Origin of the sequence: Brevundimonas guildfordensis (assembly GCF_014836405.1) — a bacterium.
GTDB classification, from domain to species: Bacteria; Pseudomonadota; Alphaproteobacteria; order Caulobacterales; family Caulobacteraceae; genus Brevundimonas; species Brevundimonas guildfordensis.
The window spans coordinates 572,051-587,045 of record NZ_JACSQU010000002.1; the positions used below are offsets into that span (position 1 = coordinate 572,051).

Genomic DNA, 14,995 nt, shown 5'->3' on the forward strand with positions numbered 1-14,995 from the left:
GAAGCAGTCTATACGCGGCTGGCGGGTAAGGTTTGGTTTACCCAAATCAATGCACCGTTAACCATCTTCGGGCCTGCAAGTCCGAGAGTTCTCAAGAGGCCGCCATGCAGACGCGCAATCCCCTCCTTGATGAGTTCGCCAAGCTGACCACCGGCGCCATGGGCCTGGCCCAGGCCGCGGGCGAGGAGGCCAAGGCCGCCCGGCGCGCCCAGGCCGACCGCTTCGTCGCTGAAATGGACCTGGTGCGCCGCGACGAGTTCGACGTGCTGAAGGACGAAATCGCCGCCCTGCGGGCGGAGATCGCCGCGCTGAAGGCTGCCGCGTCGGCCCCGACGAAGGCCGCCAAGGGATCGTCCACAGACGCCGCCTCGACCCCGGATTCAGCCGGTTGAGCCGAATCTCCGAACACGCCTACCGTCCTCGAAAGCGCTCATCTGAGTCGCTGTCGCTGCTGAAGAAGTTGAACGCCTGATGGATGCTGTGAGGCCCGAAGAGGTCGATCTGCCCTTTGATCCGCTGGATGTGGTCGAACACGTCCTGACGGCGGAAAACCTGCCGTTCGACCGCACGGACGAGGGCGACCTGGCCTTCGCCCTGGCCGGCGACTGGAAAGACTATGAGCTGTGGTTCGCCTGGCGGCCCGAGGGCGACTGCCTGCAACTGTGCCTGGCCTTGGACCTGCGCGTGGTCAAGACGCGCCGCGCCGCGGCCTATGAGCTGGTCTCCATGATCAACCAGCGCACCTGGCTGGGCCATTTCGAGATCTGGCCGGACGAGGGCGAGATCGTCTTCCGCCACGCCCTGGCCCTGCCGCACACCGAGCGGCCCACGCTGGCCCAGGCCGCGTCCATGATCGACGCGGCGGTCGAGGCCGCGGACCGCTATTATCCCGCCTTCGACTTCATGGTGCGCGGCTCCAAGAAGCCGAAGGAGGCGATCGACGCCTGCCTGTTCGAGACCGTGGGCAACGCCTGATGGGACGGCCGGTCGTGCTTCAGGGGGTCGGCCGGCTGGGCTCGGCCATTCTCGAGGGGTGGCTGGCGACGGGCGCCGTTGATCCGGCCGATCTGATCATCCTGACGCCGTCCGAAAAGCCAATCGCCGAAGCGGCGCGAGCCAAGGGCGCAAGGATCAATCCGCCGCTGGAAGCGCTGGCGAACGCCCGCGCCTTCGTTATCGGCGTGAAGCCCGCCAAATGGCTGGAGGCTGCGCAGGCCGTCTTGCCGCATCTGGCGGCGGACGCCGTGATCGTGTCGGTCATGGCCGGGGTGCGCGGAGAGACGATCTCTGACGGTTATAGCGGCCGCCCGGTCGTGCGCGTCATGCCGACGACCGGCGTGGCTCAGGCGCGGGGCGTGGCGACGCTGTGGTCGTCTGACGCGGAGGCCCTGAAGGTCGGCCAGACGCTGTTCGAGCCGATCGCCGAGACCGTCCTGCTGGACGACGAGGGGTTGATGCACGCCGCGACGGCGGTGTCCGGCTGCGGTCCCGCCTATTTCTTCGCCTTCACGCGGGCCCTCGCCGAGGCGGGAGAGGCCGAAGGCCTGTCGCCTGAGGCGGCGGCCCGTCTGGCGCGCGCCACCTTGCGTTCGGCGGCGGCGGGCGTGGAGGGCGACGAGGCCCTGAACGCCCTGATCGACCGTGTGGCCTCGCCCGGCGGCGTGACCGAGGCCGGTCTCATCGCCCTCAACGAAAACGGCGCCCTCGACCGTTCGGTCGAAAGCGCCGTGAAGGCGGCGGTCGCCAAGTCCACTGAACTCAGCGGCTGACCGTCATAAGCTTTAACGCGTGACGAAGCGCCCTTCGGCCAGGTTGCGGGCCAGGCGGTCATAGGCGCGTTGGGCGTCGGTCCAGGTGGTGGATCCCTGCGCGTCGGCCAGAGTGGTCGTGTAGTAGTCGAACTTGACCGGCTGAACGTCGCCGGACGCCGTCGTCACCGTGCCTTCAATCGCGGCGCCGCCGATGGACAGGCTGCGCATGGCGTCCAGGCCCGGCCTGTCGGACAACTGCTGCATGGTCGGACGGTTGGGTTTCAGATCGGTGATGACCAGTTCAAGCCGGGCGCCGTCCAGGGCGTGACGATCCCCCAGCACGCGCTCAAGCGTACGGGTCAGGTCGGTGACCTGCTGTTCCACGTCGCGCTCGCCCAGTCCGGCGGCGGTCTTGGCGAAGTCGGGGCTGACCGTCACGACGACGGCTGAAGGCTGAGCCGCAGCGGCGCCGGATACGGCGAGGGCGGCGGCGAGCGGCGCAAGAAAAGCAATACGCATAGTCGGGCTCCTGAATTCCAGGCCCCCCTGGAACACCGGACAAGATGGCGACGATTTTACGCTTCTGCTAGGGGCGCCGTTCAAAGACCTAGGGGGCGCGGCGATCCGCCGGCAGTCGAATCGCAGCTTTCAGGCCGCCCAGTTCGCTGCGGCCCAGGGTGATGTCGCCGCCGTGACTGCGCGCCACGTCCCGCGCCACCGCCAGGCCCAGGCCCACGCCCTTGCGGTTCTGATTGCGCGAGGCGTCCAGCCGCGAGAAGGGCCGGAAGGCTTCTTCGTGCATGTCTTCAGGAATGCCGGGGCCGTCATCTTCGACGGTGATCTCCAGCCCGCCGGAGGGCAGGGGGCGCGCCGACAGCCGCACATGCTCGCCATGCGAAGCGGCGTTGCCGACCAGGTTGTTGATGGCCCGGCGGAAGGCTAGCGGCCGGGCCAGCATGTTCAGGTCGTCGGGCGTCTCGACCTGCGCGGCGGCCCCGGCGCGGCGGGCGTCCTCGGCGGCGCGGCGCAGCATTTCAGGCACGGAGATGGTCTGGGCGGCTTCCCCGGCTTCGCCGCGCGCGAAGGCCAGGTATTCGTCGATCATATGCTCCATCTCGTCCAGATCGCCCTTCATCGCCTCGGCGCGCTTGAAGGGCGGCGCCAGGGCCAGTTCGAGGCGCAGACGGGTCAGGGGCGTGCGCAGGTCATGGCTGACCGAGGCCAGCAGGGCCGTGCGCTGGTCGATGTGGCGCTGGATGCGCGAGCGCATGTCCAGGAAGGCGCTGGCGGCGGCCCGCACCTCGCGCGCGCCGTGGGGCTTGAAGCGCGGCACGCTCTCGCCCCGGCCGAAGGCCTCGGCCGCATGGGCCAGACGCTCGATGGCGCGCACCTGATTACGAATGAACAGCACCGCCACGGCCAGCAGCAGCACGGTGGCGATCATCAGCCACAGGACGAAGATGTGGGCCTGGGTCGCCACGGCCCGCTCGCGCGGGGCGATGACGCGCAGGACGCCGTCCGCCTCCTGCACGCGGATGTCGACATAGGCGGGGTAGCGGGTGGTGTCGAACCAGAAGGGCTGGTCCAGGCGCGAGGCCAGCGACTTCTCCAGCGTCCGGTCGACCAGTCCCAGGGCGCCGCGACGCTCCTCGACGGGCAAGGAGGCTTCGGGCTGGAAGGCGATGGACAACTGCATCGACCGCTCGGCGCGCTCCGAGATCAAAGCCAGATTTCGGGCCGAGGGGTCGTCGCGATAGCTCTCGGCGGCCCAGGCCACGTCGCCCGCCAGACCTTCGGACAGGCGCGCAGTCACCGCCTGCCAGTGGGCGTCGAAGAAGGCCCAGGTCACCGCCGCCTGCATGATCAGGACGGGCAGGACGATGATCAGCAGCGAGCGGCCCCACAGGGAGGTCGGCACCCGGCGCTTGATCCAGCGCGTCCAGACGTTGAACGGCATCAGCCGCATCGGCGTCGCCTCAGTCCGGGGCCAGCATGTAGCCGATGCCGCGCACGGTCTGCAGGTAGCGCGGGTTCTTGGGGTCCGCCTCCAGCTTGCGGCGCAGGCGCGTGACCTGCACGTCGACGGCGCGCCCCGTCACATCAGCGGTGTCCGGCGACAGGGTCATGCGCTCGACCGGCGAATGGGCGTGGATGGCCAGGGTCTTGAGCAGTTGCGCCTCGGCCTCGGTCAGGCGCTGCAGGGCGCCGTCGCGCGTCAGTTCCAGACGCTCCATGTCGAAGACGGCGGGGCCCATGTGGATCTCCTTGGGCGTCATCAGCTTGCCGCCGGTGCGGCGCAGGATGGCCTCGATCCGCAGCGCCAGCTCGCGCGGATCGAAGGGCTTGGACATATAGTCGTCGGCCCCGCGCGACAGGCCCTCGATGCGGTCGTCCGGGTCGCCCTTGGCCGTCAGCAGCAGCACCGGCGTCTTGGACAGGGCCGCCTGGCTGCGAATCCACGTCGTCAGGTCGAACCCGCTCTCGCCCGGCATCATCACATCCAGCACGATCAGGTCGAACTCGATCAGTTCGACCATGCGCCGCGCCGCGCCTGCGTGGGCCGCGCCCGTGACGCGATAGCCCTCGCGGCTCAGGAACTCCTTGAGCAGTTCGCGGATGCGGTCGTCGTCATCGACGACCAGGATGTGTCGCCCGCTGCCGGCGGGGGCGATTGGGCCTGAGCGGCCGTTGGCGCGCGGCTCGATCATGGTCATTGCGAAACTCCTCGCGAGGCGCCGTTGACGCTGGCGCGCGACAGGCGTCTAACCGAGATCGTTGCGCGGGAGACGTACTTCAATGGCCTTCGTTCCTTTCGACGATCGTGACGGCTGGATCTGGTTTGACGGCGAGTTCGTCCCCTGGCGGGAAGCGAAGACGCACGTTCTGACCCATGGCCTTCACTACGGCTCGTCGGTGTTCGAGGGTGAGCGTATGTATGGCGGTGAAATCTTCAAGCTCACAGCCCACAGCCAGCGCCTGAAGCGCTCCGCCGAACTGCTCGACTTCGAGATTCCCTATAGCGTGGCCGAGATCGACGCCGCCTGCAAGGAAACCTGCGCACGCAACGGCCTGACCGACTGCTATATCCGCCCTGTCGCCTATCTGGGCGCCGAGCAGCTGAGCGTGTCGTCGCTGAACAGCAAGGTTCACCTGGCCATCGCCGCCTGGGAATGGCCCAGCTATTTCGACCCAGAGGTCAAGAAGAAGGGCATCGCCCTGGAGTGGGCCAAATGGCGCCGGCCCGACCCCGCCACGGCGCCGTCCACGGCCAAGGCGGCGGGCCTGTACATGATCTGCACCATGTCCAAGACGGCGGCCGAGAAGCGCGGCTTCAACGACGCCCTGATGCTGGACTGGCGCGGCTATGTCGCCGAGGCGACCGGCGCCAACGTCTTCTTCGTCAGGGACGAGGTGCTGCACACGCCGCGCGTCGATCACATCCTGGACGGCATTACCCGCCAGACCGTCATTGAGATGGCCAAGGCCCGCGGGGTCGAAGTCGTTGTGCGCGACATCCTGCCAGAAGAACTGGGCGATTTTTCCGAATGCTTCCTCACCGGTTCGGCCGCCGAGGTGACGCCGGTGGGTCAGGTCGGCGACTATCGCTTCACGCCCGGCGAACTGTCGCTCAGCCTGATGGACGACTACGGCAAGCTGGTGCGCGGACAGCTGTAAGGCTTCCCCATCGCCAGCAGGATTTCCATTGCCCTCTTGCCAGCGGCCGCCGGCTGGCGTTGATGCGCATTTGAGAAGCCGGCTCCCATAGCGCCGGTCGCGGAGCCGCTTGTTTCATGTTCAGTCTTCTGAACCTCCAGAGCCTGTTGGGGCTGGTCGTCATCGTCGCCGCCTGCTGGGCGATCTCCGAGAACCGCCGCGCCTTTCCGTGGCGGTTGGCGATCGGGGCGGTGCTGGTGCAGGCCGCGCTCGTGCTGGCGACCTTCGCCATCCCGGGCTCTCAGGTGGTGCTGGACGGCATCAACAATGCGGTGCGGGGCCTGGAGCTGGCGACCGAAGAGGGCACCAAGTTCGTCTTCGGCTTCCTGGCCGGCGGGGATCAGCCCTACGCCGTCGCCAATGAGGGCGCCCTGTTTACCTTCGCCTTCAAGGTGCTGCCGCTGATCCTGGTGATCTCGGCCCTGTCGGCCCTGTTGTGGCACTGGAAGATCCTGAAGTGGATCACCCTGGGCTTCGGCTTCCTGTTCCAGCGGACGATGGGGCTGGGCGGCGCCTCGGCCCTGGCCGTGGCGGCCAACGTCTTCCTGGGCATGATCGAGAGCCCCATCGTCATCCGCGCCTATCTGGACAAGCTGACCCGGTCGGAAGTCTTTCTGATGATGGTGGTGGGTCTGGCCACCGTCGCCGGTTCGACCATGGTGGCCTATGCGACCATCCTGTCGCCGGTGCTCAGCAATGCGGCGGGCCACGTCCTGGTCGCGTCCATCGTCTCGGCTCCGGCCGGGGTCATGCTGGCGCGCGTCATCATCCCGGAAAAGCCCGGCGAGGGCGGGGCGGTGGCCGACTACAACTCGGCGCTGAAGTACGACAGCGCCGTCGACGCCATCGTCAAGGGCACGTCCGACGGCCTGATGGTGGTGCTGAACATCTCGGCCGTGCTGATCGTCTTCGTGGCCCTGGTGGCCCTGGCCAACGTCATTCTGGGCGGCTTCGTCATCGCCGGCGACCCGTTGACGGTCGAGCGCATCCTGGGCTGGCTGTTCGCTCCGGTGGCCTGGCTGACCGGCGTGGAATGGGCCGACGCCCAGAAGGCGGGCTGGCTGCTCGGGGTCAAGCTGACCCTGACCGAGTTCGTCGCCTTCATCGAGCTGGGCAAGGTGCCCGCCGCCGAGATGAGCGAGCGCACCCGGATGCTGATGACCTATGCCTTGTGCGGGTTCGCCAACATCGGCTCGGTCGGGATCACGGTCACCGGCCTGTCGGTGCTGATGCCCGAACGTCGCGAAGAGGTGCTGGGTCTGGTGTGGAAGGCGCTGTTCGCCGGCTTCCTGGCGACCCTGATGACCGCCTGCATCGTCGGGGCCTTGCCCGCCGCCGTCTTCGCCTAGTAGCGTTTCCGAGGGCAGCCGAAGGGACCCTCTGATGAAGCTCTATGAAAGCCGCCGCGCGCCCAATCCGCGCCGTGTCCGCTGGGTCATGGCCGAGAAGGGCGTGACCGATGTCGAACTCGTCGAGATCGAGCTTCTGGCGGGCGAGCACCGCACCCCGGCCTATCGCGCCAAGTTCGGCGTGCCGCACGTCCCGGCGCTGGAGCTGGACGACGGGACCTGCCTGACCGAATCCATCGCCATCTGCCGCTATCTGGAGGCGCTGCACCCCGAGCCGAACCTGTTCGGCCGCGACGCCAAGGAACAGGCCATCATCGAAATGTGGATGCGCCGGTGCGAGATGTATCTGGCCAATCCGATGATGCTGAACGTGCGCTTCACCCATCCGGCCCTGGCCGCGCTGGAGGCGCCCCAGCCCCAGGTCGCCGAATACAACCGCCTGGGCGCCGAACGCTTCATGAAGACGTTGGACCGGCATCTGGCGGATCATGAGTTCATCGCCGCCGGCCGCTTCACCATCGCCGACATCGTCGGGGTCGTGGGTCTGGATTTCGCTCGCCTGGTCAAATACCGCCCGCCCGAGGAATTCACGCACTTGGCGCGATGGCTGGCGACGTGCCGGGCTCGTCCGGCGGCCTCGGCGGGGATGTGATCCGGCCGTGCGCAGTCTGACCGCGCCGGACCGCTGGCTGGCCCTGCTGCTGGCCGCCCTGGCGGGCTATGTCGACAGCCTGGGCTTCCTGCATCTGGGCGGGGTGTTCGTCTCCTTTATGAGCGGCAACAGCACGCGCCTGGCCGTCAGTCTGGCCGAGGGACGCTGGCAGGCGGCCGGCGCGGTGGCCGGCGTGCTGGCGCTGTTCGTGCTGGGCGCCATGCTCGGCGCCCTGGTCGCGCGCGGCGAGGGCGCGCGGTCGCGCAGTCGGGTCTTGGCGGTCGAGGCGGCCTTGCTGGCCGGCGCCGCCGTCGCCGCAGGGGCGGGGATCGCGCCCCTGGCGGTCGGGTTGATGGTCCTGGCCATGGCGGTCGAGAACTCGGTCTTCCTGCGCGACGGCGAAGTCGGCGTCAGCCTGACCTATATGACCGGAACCCTGGTCAAGACCGGCCACGCCCTGGCGGCGGCGCTGCGCGGGGGCGATCCTTGGGCGTTCCGGCCCTATATGGCGCTATGGGCCGGACTGGCCGGGGGCGCTCTGCTCGGCGCCGTGGTCTATGGCCGGCTGGGGCTGGACGCCTTGTGGCCGGCGGCGGCTGTCGCCCTGGCCCTGGCGTTGGGCGTGAGGTTCAATCGCGCGGCGTGAACTTTCGGATGACGCCAGAGAAGGTCATCAGCAACCGGTCGCCGGTGACGATCTCGCCGCGCACGAAGACCAGGCTCTTGCCCGCCTTGGTCACCTGGCCGGTCGCCTCCAGCAGTTCGCCGACATAGGCCCCGTCGATGAAGGTCGAATCCAGTTGCACCGTCACGCCCGAGCCGCCCTCCATCTCCTGATAGGCGATCTGGAACATGGCGATGTCGGCGAAGGTCATCAGGCAGCCGCCGTGCATCCGCCCGCCGAAATTCATGTGCTTCTGCTCAGCCCGGAAGGCGCAGCGCATCGAGCCGTCAGGGTCGGGCCGGCGATAGAAGGGGCCGACGGTCGAATCAAAGGTGCTGTGCGTCACCTCATAGGTTTCCCAGCCGGCGAATTCGCCTTCGGTGATGGTGATCCTGCCGACCATGCGATTACGCCTTCTTTCTGAACTCGGGCTGCCGCATATAGCGCCTATGAGCGATCCAATCGAAGCAGCCATTTTTGAAAAACTGGCCAAGGCCGATCCGAAGAACGTCGGCGGCAAGAGCATTGAACCGGCCGATGTGGCCAAGGAGCTGCAGCCCGAGCAGTGGCAGCGGATGCTGCCCAAGGTGAAGGCGACGGCGCTGGGCCTGATGCGTCAGGGCAAGCTGACCATCACCAAGAAGGGCAAGGTCGTCGATCCCAACAACTTCCGCGGCGTGATCCGTCTGCGCCTGCCGACCGAGGCCGAGACGGCCGCCGCCCTTGCGGCATTGCCGCCGGTCGAAGCATCGGATGACGACTTCGACTGATCCGGACAGCGGCCCAGGATCCGGCCTCGACGAAGTCCTGGCCGAAATCCGCGCCTGCCGGGCGTGTCTGGGCCTGTTGCCGCATACGCCGCGCCCGGTGGTCATGGTCACGCCCGAGACGCGCCTGCTGATCTGCGGCCAGGCGCCGGGGCGACGGGTGCACGAGAGCGGCCTGCCGTTCACCGACCCGTCCGGCGTTCGCCTGCGCGACTGGATGGGCGTGGACGAGACGACCTTCTACGGCGACCCGCGCCTCGGCGTGGCGGCTCAGGCCTTCTGCTTTCCCGGCACCGATCCGAAAGGCGGCGACTATCCGCCGCCGCGCCGCTGCGCCGAGCTGTGGCGGCCGCGCCTTCTGGCCGAATTGCCCAAGGTCGAGCTGACCCTGCTGGTCGGCGGCTACGCGCAGGTGTGGGCTCTGGGCGACCGGGCCAAGGCCAATATGACCGAGACGGTCCGCGTCTGGCGCGATTATGCGCCCGATATCCTGCCTCTGCCGCACCCGTCGTGGCGCAATACGGCGTGGCTGAAGAAGAACCCCTGGTTCGAGGCGGAGGTTCTGCCCTACCTTCGCCAGCGGACAGCGGAGATATTGGCGTGACACATCGGTCTTTCCTTCTCCCCTCGGGGGAGAAGGTGGCTCGCGGAGCGAGACGGATGAAGGGGCGGCCTGCTTCGCCCTCATCATTCGCGGCCGCGTCTGGTGACACAGCCCCCTCGTCCGAGCGCCTCCGGCGCCCACCGTCTCCCCCGAGGGGAGAAGTACGATGGATCGCCGCCGTGCTTCTCTCCCTCGCCCTGTCCGCCTGCGCCACCCCCTACGTACAGCCGCCCCTGACGCCGCCCGCAGGCTTCACCGGCCCTCGCGTCGAGGCAGGAACCCTGGGTCGCGGCGCCTTCGTGGTGCAGGACGGGGCGCGGCTGCCCTATCTGCGCTGGAGCCCCGCCGGCGAACAGCAACCCTGGGCCGTCATCATCGCCCTGCACGGGTTCAACGACCACTACGCCTCCTTTCGTTTCGCCGGCCCGTGGTGGGCGACGCGAGGCATCGAGACCTGGGCCTATGACCAGCGCGGCTTCGGCCTGGCGCCCGGACGGGGCGAGTTTGCGGCTGAGAGCCTGACCAGCGCCGACCTGCGCACCATCGTCGCCCTTGTCCGCGCGCAAAGGCCGGGCGCCCTGATCGTGGTGGCCGGCGAAAGCATGGGCGGCTCCTCGACCATCGCCGCCTTCGGCTCCGACGCGCCCCCCGACGCCGACCGCGTGGTCCTGCTGGCTCCGGGAGTCTGGGGCTGGTCCAGCCAGAGCGCCTTCAACCGCGCGGGGCTCTGGGCCGCCGCCCGCCTGATGGGGGCCAAGCGAGTTGAGCCGCCAGCGTTCGCTGTTCGCGACATCCGCGCTTCGGACAATACGCTGGAGCTGTTCCGCAACGGCCGCGACCCGCTGTCGATCCTGTCGACGCGGTTCGATTCTCTCTATGGCCTGGTCGATCTGATGGAGACGGCGACCCTGCGTCTTGGTCGCGTCGAGAAGCCGACGCTGCTGCTGTACGGCGCCCACGACCAGATCATCACCAAACGGCCGATGCGCCGCGCCCTGGAGCAGGCGGGCGAGCGTTCCAGCCTGACCACCGCCTACTATGCGGACGGCTGGCACATCCTCAACCGGGATCTTCAGGCCGAGGTCGTGTTCGCGGACATCGAGGCCTGGCTGCGGGACCCGGCTCAGCCGCTGCCGTCCGGGGCGCCGCCGGTCCTCCCGGCGCTGCGGGCCGATCCCAAGGCGCGCTGAACGCAAAGTCTGCGGAAAATCAGACCCTAAGCCGTATCGCGGCCAGAACTAATCCGGCGATCACGGTGATGCTTGCCGTTTGGTCAGGGGGCGCGTATGTCCATGCGCACAAAAAATACCCCAGGAAAGGCCTGTCATGGGCAAGACGCTGTTTGAATCTCCTTCTTTCGCGAACCATGAAGGCGTCCACGCCTTCTACGACGAGAAAACCGGCCTGAAGGCTATTGTTGCGGTGCACTCCACCGCGCGCGGCCCGGCTGTCGGCGGCACCCGCATGTGGAACTACGCCTCGTCAGCCGAAGCGCTGGAAGACGTGCTGCGCCTTTCCAAGGGCATGAGCTACAAGAACGCCGTGGCGGACCTGGAGATGGGCGGCGGCAAGTCGGTCATCATCGGCGACAGCCGCACCCAGAAGACCCCCGAGCTGTTCCACGCCTTCGGCCGTTACCTGAATGGCCTGGGCGGCCACTACTACGCCGCCGAAGACGTCGGCACCTCGGTCGAGGACATCGCCGAAGCCCGCAAGGTCACCGAGTTCGTTCTGGGCCTGAAGGATGGCCCGGAAGCCTCGGGCGACCCCAGCCCGGTCACCGCCGAGGGCGTATTCCGCTCGAACCTGGTCGTCGCGCGCCGCCTGTTCAACCAGAACGACATGACGGGTCTGACCGTCGCCATCCAGGGCGTGGGCCACGTCGGCGCCTATCTGGCCGAGAAGCTGCACAAGGCCGGCGCCAAGCTGATCATCACCGACGTCAACCAGGCCAACCTGGAAGCGGTCGCCGCCAAGACCGGCGCCGAGATCGTCGCCCCGGACGCCATCTATGACGTCGCCGCCGACATCTACGCCCCGTGCGCCCTGGGCGCCACGCTGAACCCGCAGACGCTGGACCGTCTGAAGGTCAAGGCCGTCTGCGGCGCCGCCAACAACCAGCTGGCCACCGCCGATATCGGCGACGAGCTGTTCAAGCGCGGCATCCTGTATTCGCCCGACTACGTCATCAATGGCGGCGGCATCATCAACGTCGCCTCGGAAATGAACGCTCGCCAGACCGGCGGCGCCTATGACCCGTCGTGGGTCGAGGGCAAGCTGTCGCGCCTGATGGAGACCTTCGAGGAAATCCTCGAACGCTCGGTCGCCGAGAACAAGCCGACCCACCTGATCGCCGACGCCATCGCCGAGGCCCGCATCAAGGCCGCCGCGGACAAGAAGGCCGAGGCCCAGAAGGTCTAAGAGGCTTTCGACCAGATAGCCTGCTTCCGTTTAGGAAGCGGGTGGGCGCCGGGGGGCGCCGAAGGGGGTGCGGGGCGTGATGGTCCCGCAGCCCCTTTTTCTTTTGCGCTCTGGCCCTCCCTCTCCCAGCGGGAGAGGGCTTGAGCCTCCAGGAGCCGAAGGCGATTGGCTAAGGCGAAAGGGCGAGGGGCTTGTCCCTTCAGTCGGCGTCAGCCGTCGCACGAGTTCATCAGCCGCGAACCCTCACCCTTTCGCGCAAGAACGATCGCTGCGCTCTCGTGCGCTCAAGCCGGATTCCCATCTCTTTAACGCCTCTTAACGCCGCATTTACCATCCAGGCGGCAGTTTCTGCCTAGCGGGTTCGGTTCGTCCCGCGTGTGCAGGGGCGGTTGCGCGTGGGCGGCTTCACGGAAGCTTTGAAGAAGTTCGGCATCGGACGCATGGCCGCCATCCTGGGCGTGGCCGCGGGCGTGGCCGCCGTGCTGGTCGCCGTCATGCTGCGCGTGGGGCAGGCGCCGGACGCCTTGCTCTATTCCAACCTCGACCTGCGCGAAGCCTCCGAGATCAGCGCCGCCCTGAGCCAGGCGGGCATCAAATACTCGTCCAAGGGCGACGGCTCAACCCTGTTCGTCAGCCGCGACGAGGTCGGCACGGCGCGCCTGATGCTGGCGGGCAAGGGGCTCGTGACCTCGGGCAGCGTCGGCTACGAAATCTTCGACAACCAGTCGGTGCTGGGTCAGACCGAGTTCCAGCAGAACCTGAACGAACAGCGCGCGCTGCAGGGCGAACTGGCCCGCACCATCATGTCGATGCGCGGCATCTCCTCGGCCCGCGTGCACATCACCATGCCTCGTCGCGAGATGTTCCAGGCCGCCGCCATCGATCCGACCGCCGCCGTGGTCGTGGGCCTGTCGGGCCGTGACCTGACGTCCGATCAGGTTCGCGCCATCCGCAACGTCGTCGCTTCATCCGTCCCGAACCTGAAGCCGGACAAGGTCACTGTGACGGACCAGGCCAACCGCACCCTGGCCGCAGGGTCCGAGGAAACCGGCTTCACATCGGCCACCGCCGACGCAGCCAAGGCCTCGACCGAGGCGCAGATGCAGGCTCGCATCAAAGACATCGTCGAAGGCGTCGTCGGAGCGGGGGCCGCGCGCGTGCAGGTCACCGCCGACATCGACCACAGCCGCTCGACCACTCAGGAGCAGCGGTTCGACCCGGACGGCCAGGTCGTCCGCTCGACCTCGACCAACGGCTCCCAGTCGCAGGACACGACCGGCCAGCAGGAAGGCGCGACCGCCACCGCCAATATTCCGGGCGGCGAGGCTCCGGCCGGCGCCCCGATCGGCTCGACCCGCGCCGAGAACACCGAGACGACCAACTACGAGATCTCCAACACCACCACGACGACGGTGAAGGAGCCGGGCGAGGTCAAGAAGCTGTCCGTCTCGGTCGCGGTCGACGGCAAATACACCCCTGCCGCTGACGGCAAGGGCGAGCCGACCTACGCCGCCCGCACCGCCGAGGAAGTGCAGCAGATCAAGGCCCTTGTCGCCGCCGCTGTCGGCATCGACGAGGCGCGCGGCGACAAGCTGGAAGTCGTCAACGTCCGCTTCAACCGCGAACCTTCAGCCGCGCCGGGCGAAGAAAAGGGGTCGTCGCTGTTCGCCTTCGACAAGAACGACATCATGCGCGGGGTCGAACTGCTGGTCCTGCTGGTCACGGGCCTGCTGCTGATCTTCTTCGTCCTGCGCCCGCTTCTGAAGACCGCCTCGGGACAGGGGCGCGCAGGCGTCCCCGCTCTGGTCGGGGCTAACGGAATCCCCGTCACAGCGCTGGAAACCCAGCTCGTCGGCGGCGCCCTGCCGGGCGGCGCGCCCATGCTGGCCGGCCCCAGCGACATGGAGCAGCGCATCGACATCGCGCGCATCGAGGGCCAGGTGAAGGCCTCCTCCATCAAGAAGGTCGCCGATTTCGTCGACAGCCACCCCGAGGAGTCCACGGCGATCCTGCGCGCCTGGATGCATGAAACCTGATGGCGGCGCGGTTGGTGTCAAAAGGCGCGGCGGTCGACGACGCCAAGAAGCTGACGGGGCCTGAGAAGGCGGCCGTCGTCCTTCTGTCTCTGGGCGAAGAGCACACGGCCCTGTGGCAACAGCTCGACGACGAAGAGATCAAGGAAGTCTCTCAGGCCATGGCCGGCCTGGGCACCGTCACCGCCGCCGTGGTCGAGGAGGTGCTGGTCGAGTTCGTCTCCGGCATCGGCGGCTCGGGCTCGCTGATGGGCTCCTACGAGCAGACCCAGCGTCTGCTCGCCTCCTTCATGCCCGGCGATCGGGTCGAAGCCCTGATGGAGGAAATCCGCGGCCCCGCCGGGCGCACCATGTGGGACAAGCTCGGCAATGTGAACGAGGCCGTGCTCGCCAACTATCTGAAGAACGAATACCCGCAGACGGTCGCGGTGGTCCTGTCCAAGATCAAGCCGGACCACGCTTCGCGGGTGCTGACGGCTCTGCCCGAGGACTTCGCCCTGGAGTGCGTCCAGCGGATGCTGCGCATGGAGCCGGTGCAGCGCGACATCCTCGACAAGATCGAACAGACCCTGCGCAGCGAGTTCATGTCCAACCTGGCGCGCACGTCCAAGCGCGACAGCCATGAACTGATGGCCGACATCTTCAACAGCTTCGACCGCCAGACCGAGGCCCGCTTCATCGGCGCGCTGGAGGAGCGCAACCGCGACGCGGCCGAGCGCATCCGCGCCCTGATGTTCGTGTTCGAGGACCTCTCGCGCCTCGATCCGGGCGGGGTGCAGACGCTGCTGCGCGCGGTCGAGAAGGACCAGTTGGGCCTGGCGCTGAAGGGCGCCTCGGATTCCTTACGCGAAATGTTCTTCTCCAACATGTCCGAGCGCGCCTCGAAGATCATGCGCGAGGATATGGAATCCATGGGGCCTGTCCGCCTCAAGGACGTCGACAACGCCCAGATGGCGATGGTCCAGGTGGCCAAGGATCTGGCGGCGCGCGGCGACATCATGCTGGCCGGCCAGGGCGGCGACGACGAGTTGATCTACTGA

Annotated in this window: 17 protein-coding genes; 13 read left to right on the forward strand and 4 right to left on the reverse strand. The window is 67.7% G+C overall.

The window, feature by feature from the left end; genetic code table 11:
* Positions 1 to 104 precede the first annotated feature (104 nt).
* The 3 genes from H9656_RS11330 to H9656_RS11340 all read left to right on the forward strand — a co-directional run bounded on the left by H9656_RS11330 (position 105) and on the right by H9656_RS11340 (position 1,769).
* A complete protein-coding gene (locus H9656_RS11330; protein WP_191744341.1) occupies positions 105 to 392 on the forward strand; it encodes an accessory factor UbiK family protein in 288 nt (95 codons plus the stop codon).
* Positions 393 to 471: 79 nt separating this feature from the next.
* The gene (locus H9656_RS11335) at positions 472 to 975 is read left to right on the forward strand and encodes a type III secretion system chaperone family protein (RefSeq protein WP_191744342.1); all 504 of its coding nucleotides are present in this window, start codon (positions 472 to 474) and stop codon (positions 973 to 975) included.
* On the forward strand, positions 975 to 1,769 hold the full coding sequence (locus H9656_RS11340; RefSeq protein WP_191744343.1) for a pyrroline-5-carboxylate reductase family protein: 795 nt from the start codon (positions 975 to 977) through the stop codon (positions 1,767 to 1,769). The genes H9656_RS11335 and H9656_RS11340 overlap by 1 nt, the downstream gene beginning before the upstream one ends.
* Positions 1,770 to 1,781: 12 nt before the next feature.
* Here H9656_RS11340 and H9656_RS11345 read toward each other — a convergent pair whose 3' ends face one another.
* From H9656_RS11345 to H9656_RS11355, 3 genes are all read right to left on the reverse strand, one after another.
* Positions 1,782 to 2,270, reverse strand: coding sequence for a hypothetical protein (locus tag H9656_RS11345; RefSeq protein ID WP_225212447.1), 489 nt, complete (start codon positions 2,268 to 2,270; stop codon positions 1,782 to 1,784).
* An 88-nt stretch (positions 2,271 to 2,358) separates the two neighbouring features.
* A complete protein-coding gene (locus tag H9656_RS11350) occupies positions 2,359 to 3,717 on the reverse strand; it encodes an ATP-binding protein (RefSeq protein WP_191744345.1) in 1,359 nt (452 codons plus the stop codon).
* A gap of 10 nt (positions 3,718 to 3,727) precedes the next feature.
* The gene (locus tag H9656_RS11355) at positions 3,728 to 4,459 is read right to left on the reverse strand and encodes a response regulator (protein WP_191744415.1); all 732 of its coding nucleotides are present in this window, start codon (positions 4,457 to 4,459) and stop codon (positions 3,728 to 3,730) included.
* Positions 4,460 to 4,547: 88 nt separating this feature from the next.
* Here H9656_RS11355 and H9656_RS11360 point away from each other — a divergent pair, with 88 nt between their 5' ends.
* The 4 genes from H9656_RS11360 (at position 4,548) to H9656_RS11375 (ending at position 8,112) form a co-directional block, all read left to right on the forward strand.
* The gene (locus H9656_RS11360; protein ID WP_191744346.1) at positions 4,548 to 5,426 is read left to right on the forward strand and encodes a branched-chain amino acid aminotransferase; all 879 of its coding nucleotides are present in this window, start codon (positions 4,548 to 4,550) and stop codon (positions 5,424 to 5,426) included.
* Between the two features lie 116 nt (positions 5,427 to 5,542).
* Positions 5,543 to 6,814: a NupC/NupG family nucleoside CNT transporter gene (locus tag H9656_RS11365; RefSeq protein ID WP_191744347.1), complete on the forward strand. Its 1,272-nt coding sequence runs from the start codon at positions 5,543 to 5,545 to the stop codon at positions 6,812 to 6,814.
* Positions 6,815 to 6,848: 34 nt separating this feature from the next.
* Complete coding sequence (locus H9656_RS11370) at positions 6,849 to 7,466, forward strand: glutathione S-transferase family protein (RefSeq protein WP_191744348.1); 618 nt, start codon at positions 6,849 to 6,851, stop codon at positions 7,464 to 7,466.
* A gap of 7 nt (positions 7,467 to 7,473) precedes the next feature.
* Positions 7,474 to 8,112, forward strand: a complete 639-nt coding sequence (locus H9656_RS11375) for a YoaK family protein (protein ID WP_191744349.1) — start codon at positions 7,474 to 7,476, stop codon at positions 8,110 to 8,112.
* Here H9656_RS11375 and H9656_RS11380 read toward each other — a convergent pair.
* Positions 8,096 to 8,533 carry a PaaI family thioesterase gene (locus tag H9656_RS11380; protein ID WP_191744350.1) on the reverse strand — a complete coding sequence of 146 codons (438 nt, stop codon included), beginning with the start codon at positions 8,531 to 8,533 and terminating at the stop codon, positions 8,096 to 8,098. The two genes, H9656_RS11375 and H9656_RS11380, sit on opposite strands and share 17 nt — an antisense overlap.
* 46 nt (positions 8,534 to 8,579) lie before the next feature.
* Between H9656_RS11380 and H9656_RS11385 the strand changes: the two genes are divergently transcribed.
* The 6 genes from H9656_RS11385 (at position 8,580) to fliG (ending at position 14,995) form a co-directional block, all read left to right on the forward strand.
* Positions 8,580 to 8,900 (forward strand): DUF3253 domain-containing protein, encoded by a 321-nt coding sequence (locus tag H9656_RS11385; RefSeq protein WP_134581427.1) that lies wholly within the window; start codon positions 8,580 to 8,582, stop codon positions 8,898 to 8,900.
* The gene (locus H9656_RS11390) at positions 8,884 to 9,501 is read left to right on the forward strand and encodes a uracil-DNA glycosylase family protein (protein ID WP_191744351.1); all 618 of its coding nucleotides are present in this window, start codon (positions 8,884 to 8,886) and stop codon (positions 9,499 to 9,501) included. The genes H9656_RS11385 and H9656_RS11390 overlap by 17 nt, the downstream gene beginning before the upstream one ends.
* A 179-nt stretch (positions 9,502 to 9,680) precedes the next feature.
* Entirely contained in the window at positions 9,681 to 10,691 is a 1,011-nt protein-coding gene (locus H9656_RS11395) for an alpha/beta fold hydrolase (protein ID WP_318240636.1), read from the forward strand.
* Positions 10,692 to 10,827: 136 nt separating this feature from the next.
* A complete protein-coding gene (locus H9656_RS11400; RefSeq protein WP_191744352.1) occupies positions 10,828 to 11,922 on the forward strand; it encodes a Glu/Leu/Phe/Val family dehydrogenase in 1,095 nt (364 codons plus the stop codon).
* Between the two features lie 395 nt (positions 11,923 to 12,317).
* Positions 12,318 to 13,958, forward strand: coding sequence for a flagellar basal-body MS-ring/collar protein FliF (gene fliF / locus H9656_RS11405; protein WP_191744353.1), 1,641 nt, complete (start codon positions 12,318 to 12,320; stop codon positions 13,956 to 13,958).
* Positions 13,958 to 14,995: a flagellar motor switch protein FliG gene (gene fliG / locus H9656_RS11410; RefSeq protein WP_191744354.1), complete on the forward strand. Its 1,038-nt coding sequence runs from the start codon at positions 13,958 to 13,960 to the stop codon at positions 14,993 to 14,995. Before fliF ends, fliG begins: the two co-directional genes overlap by 1 nt.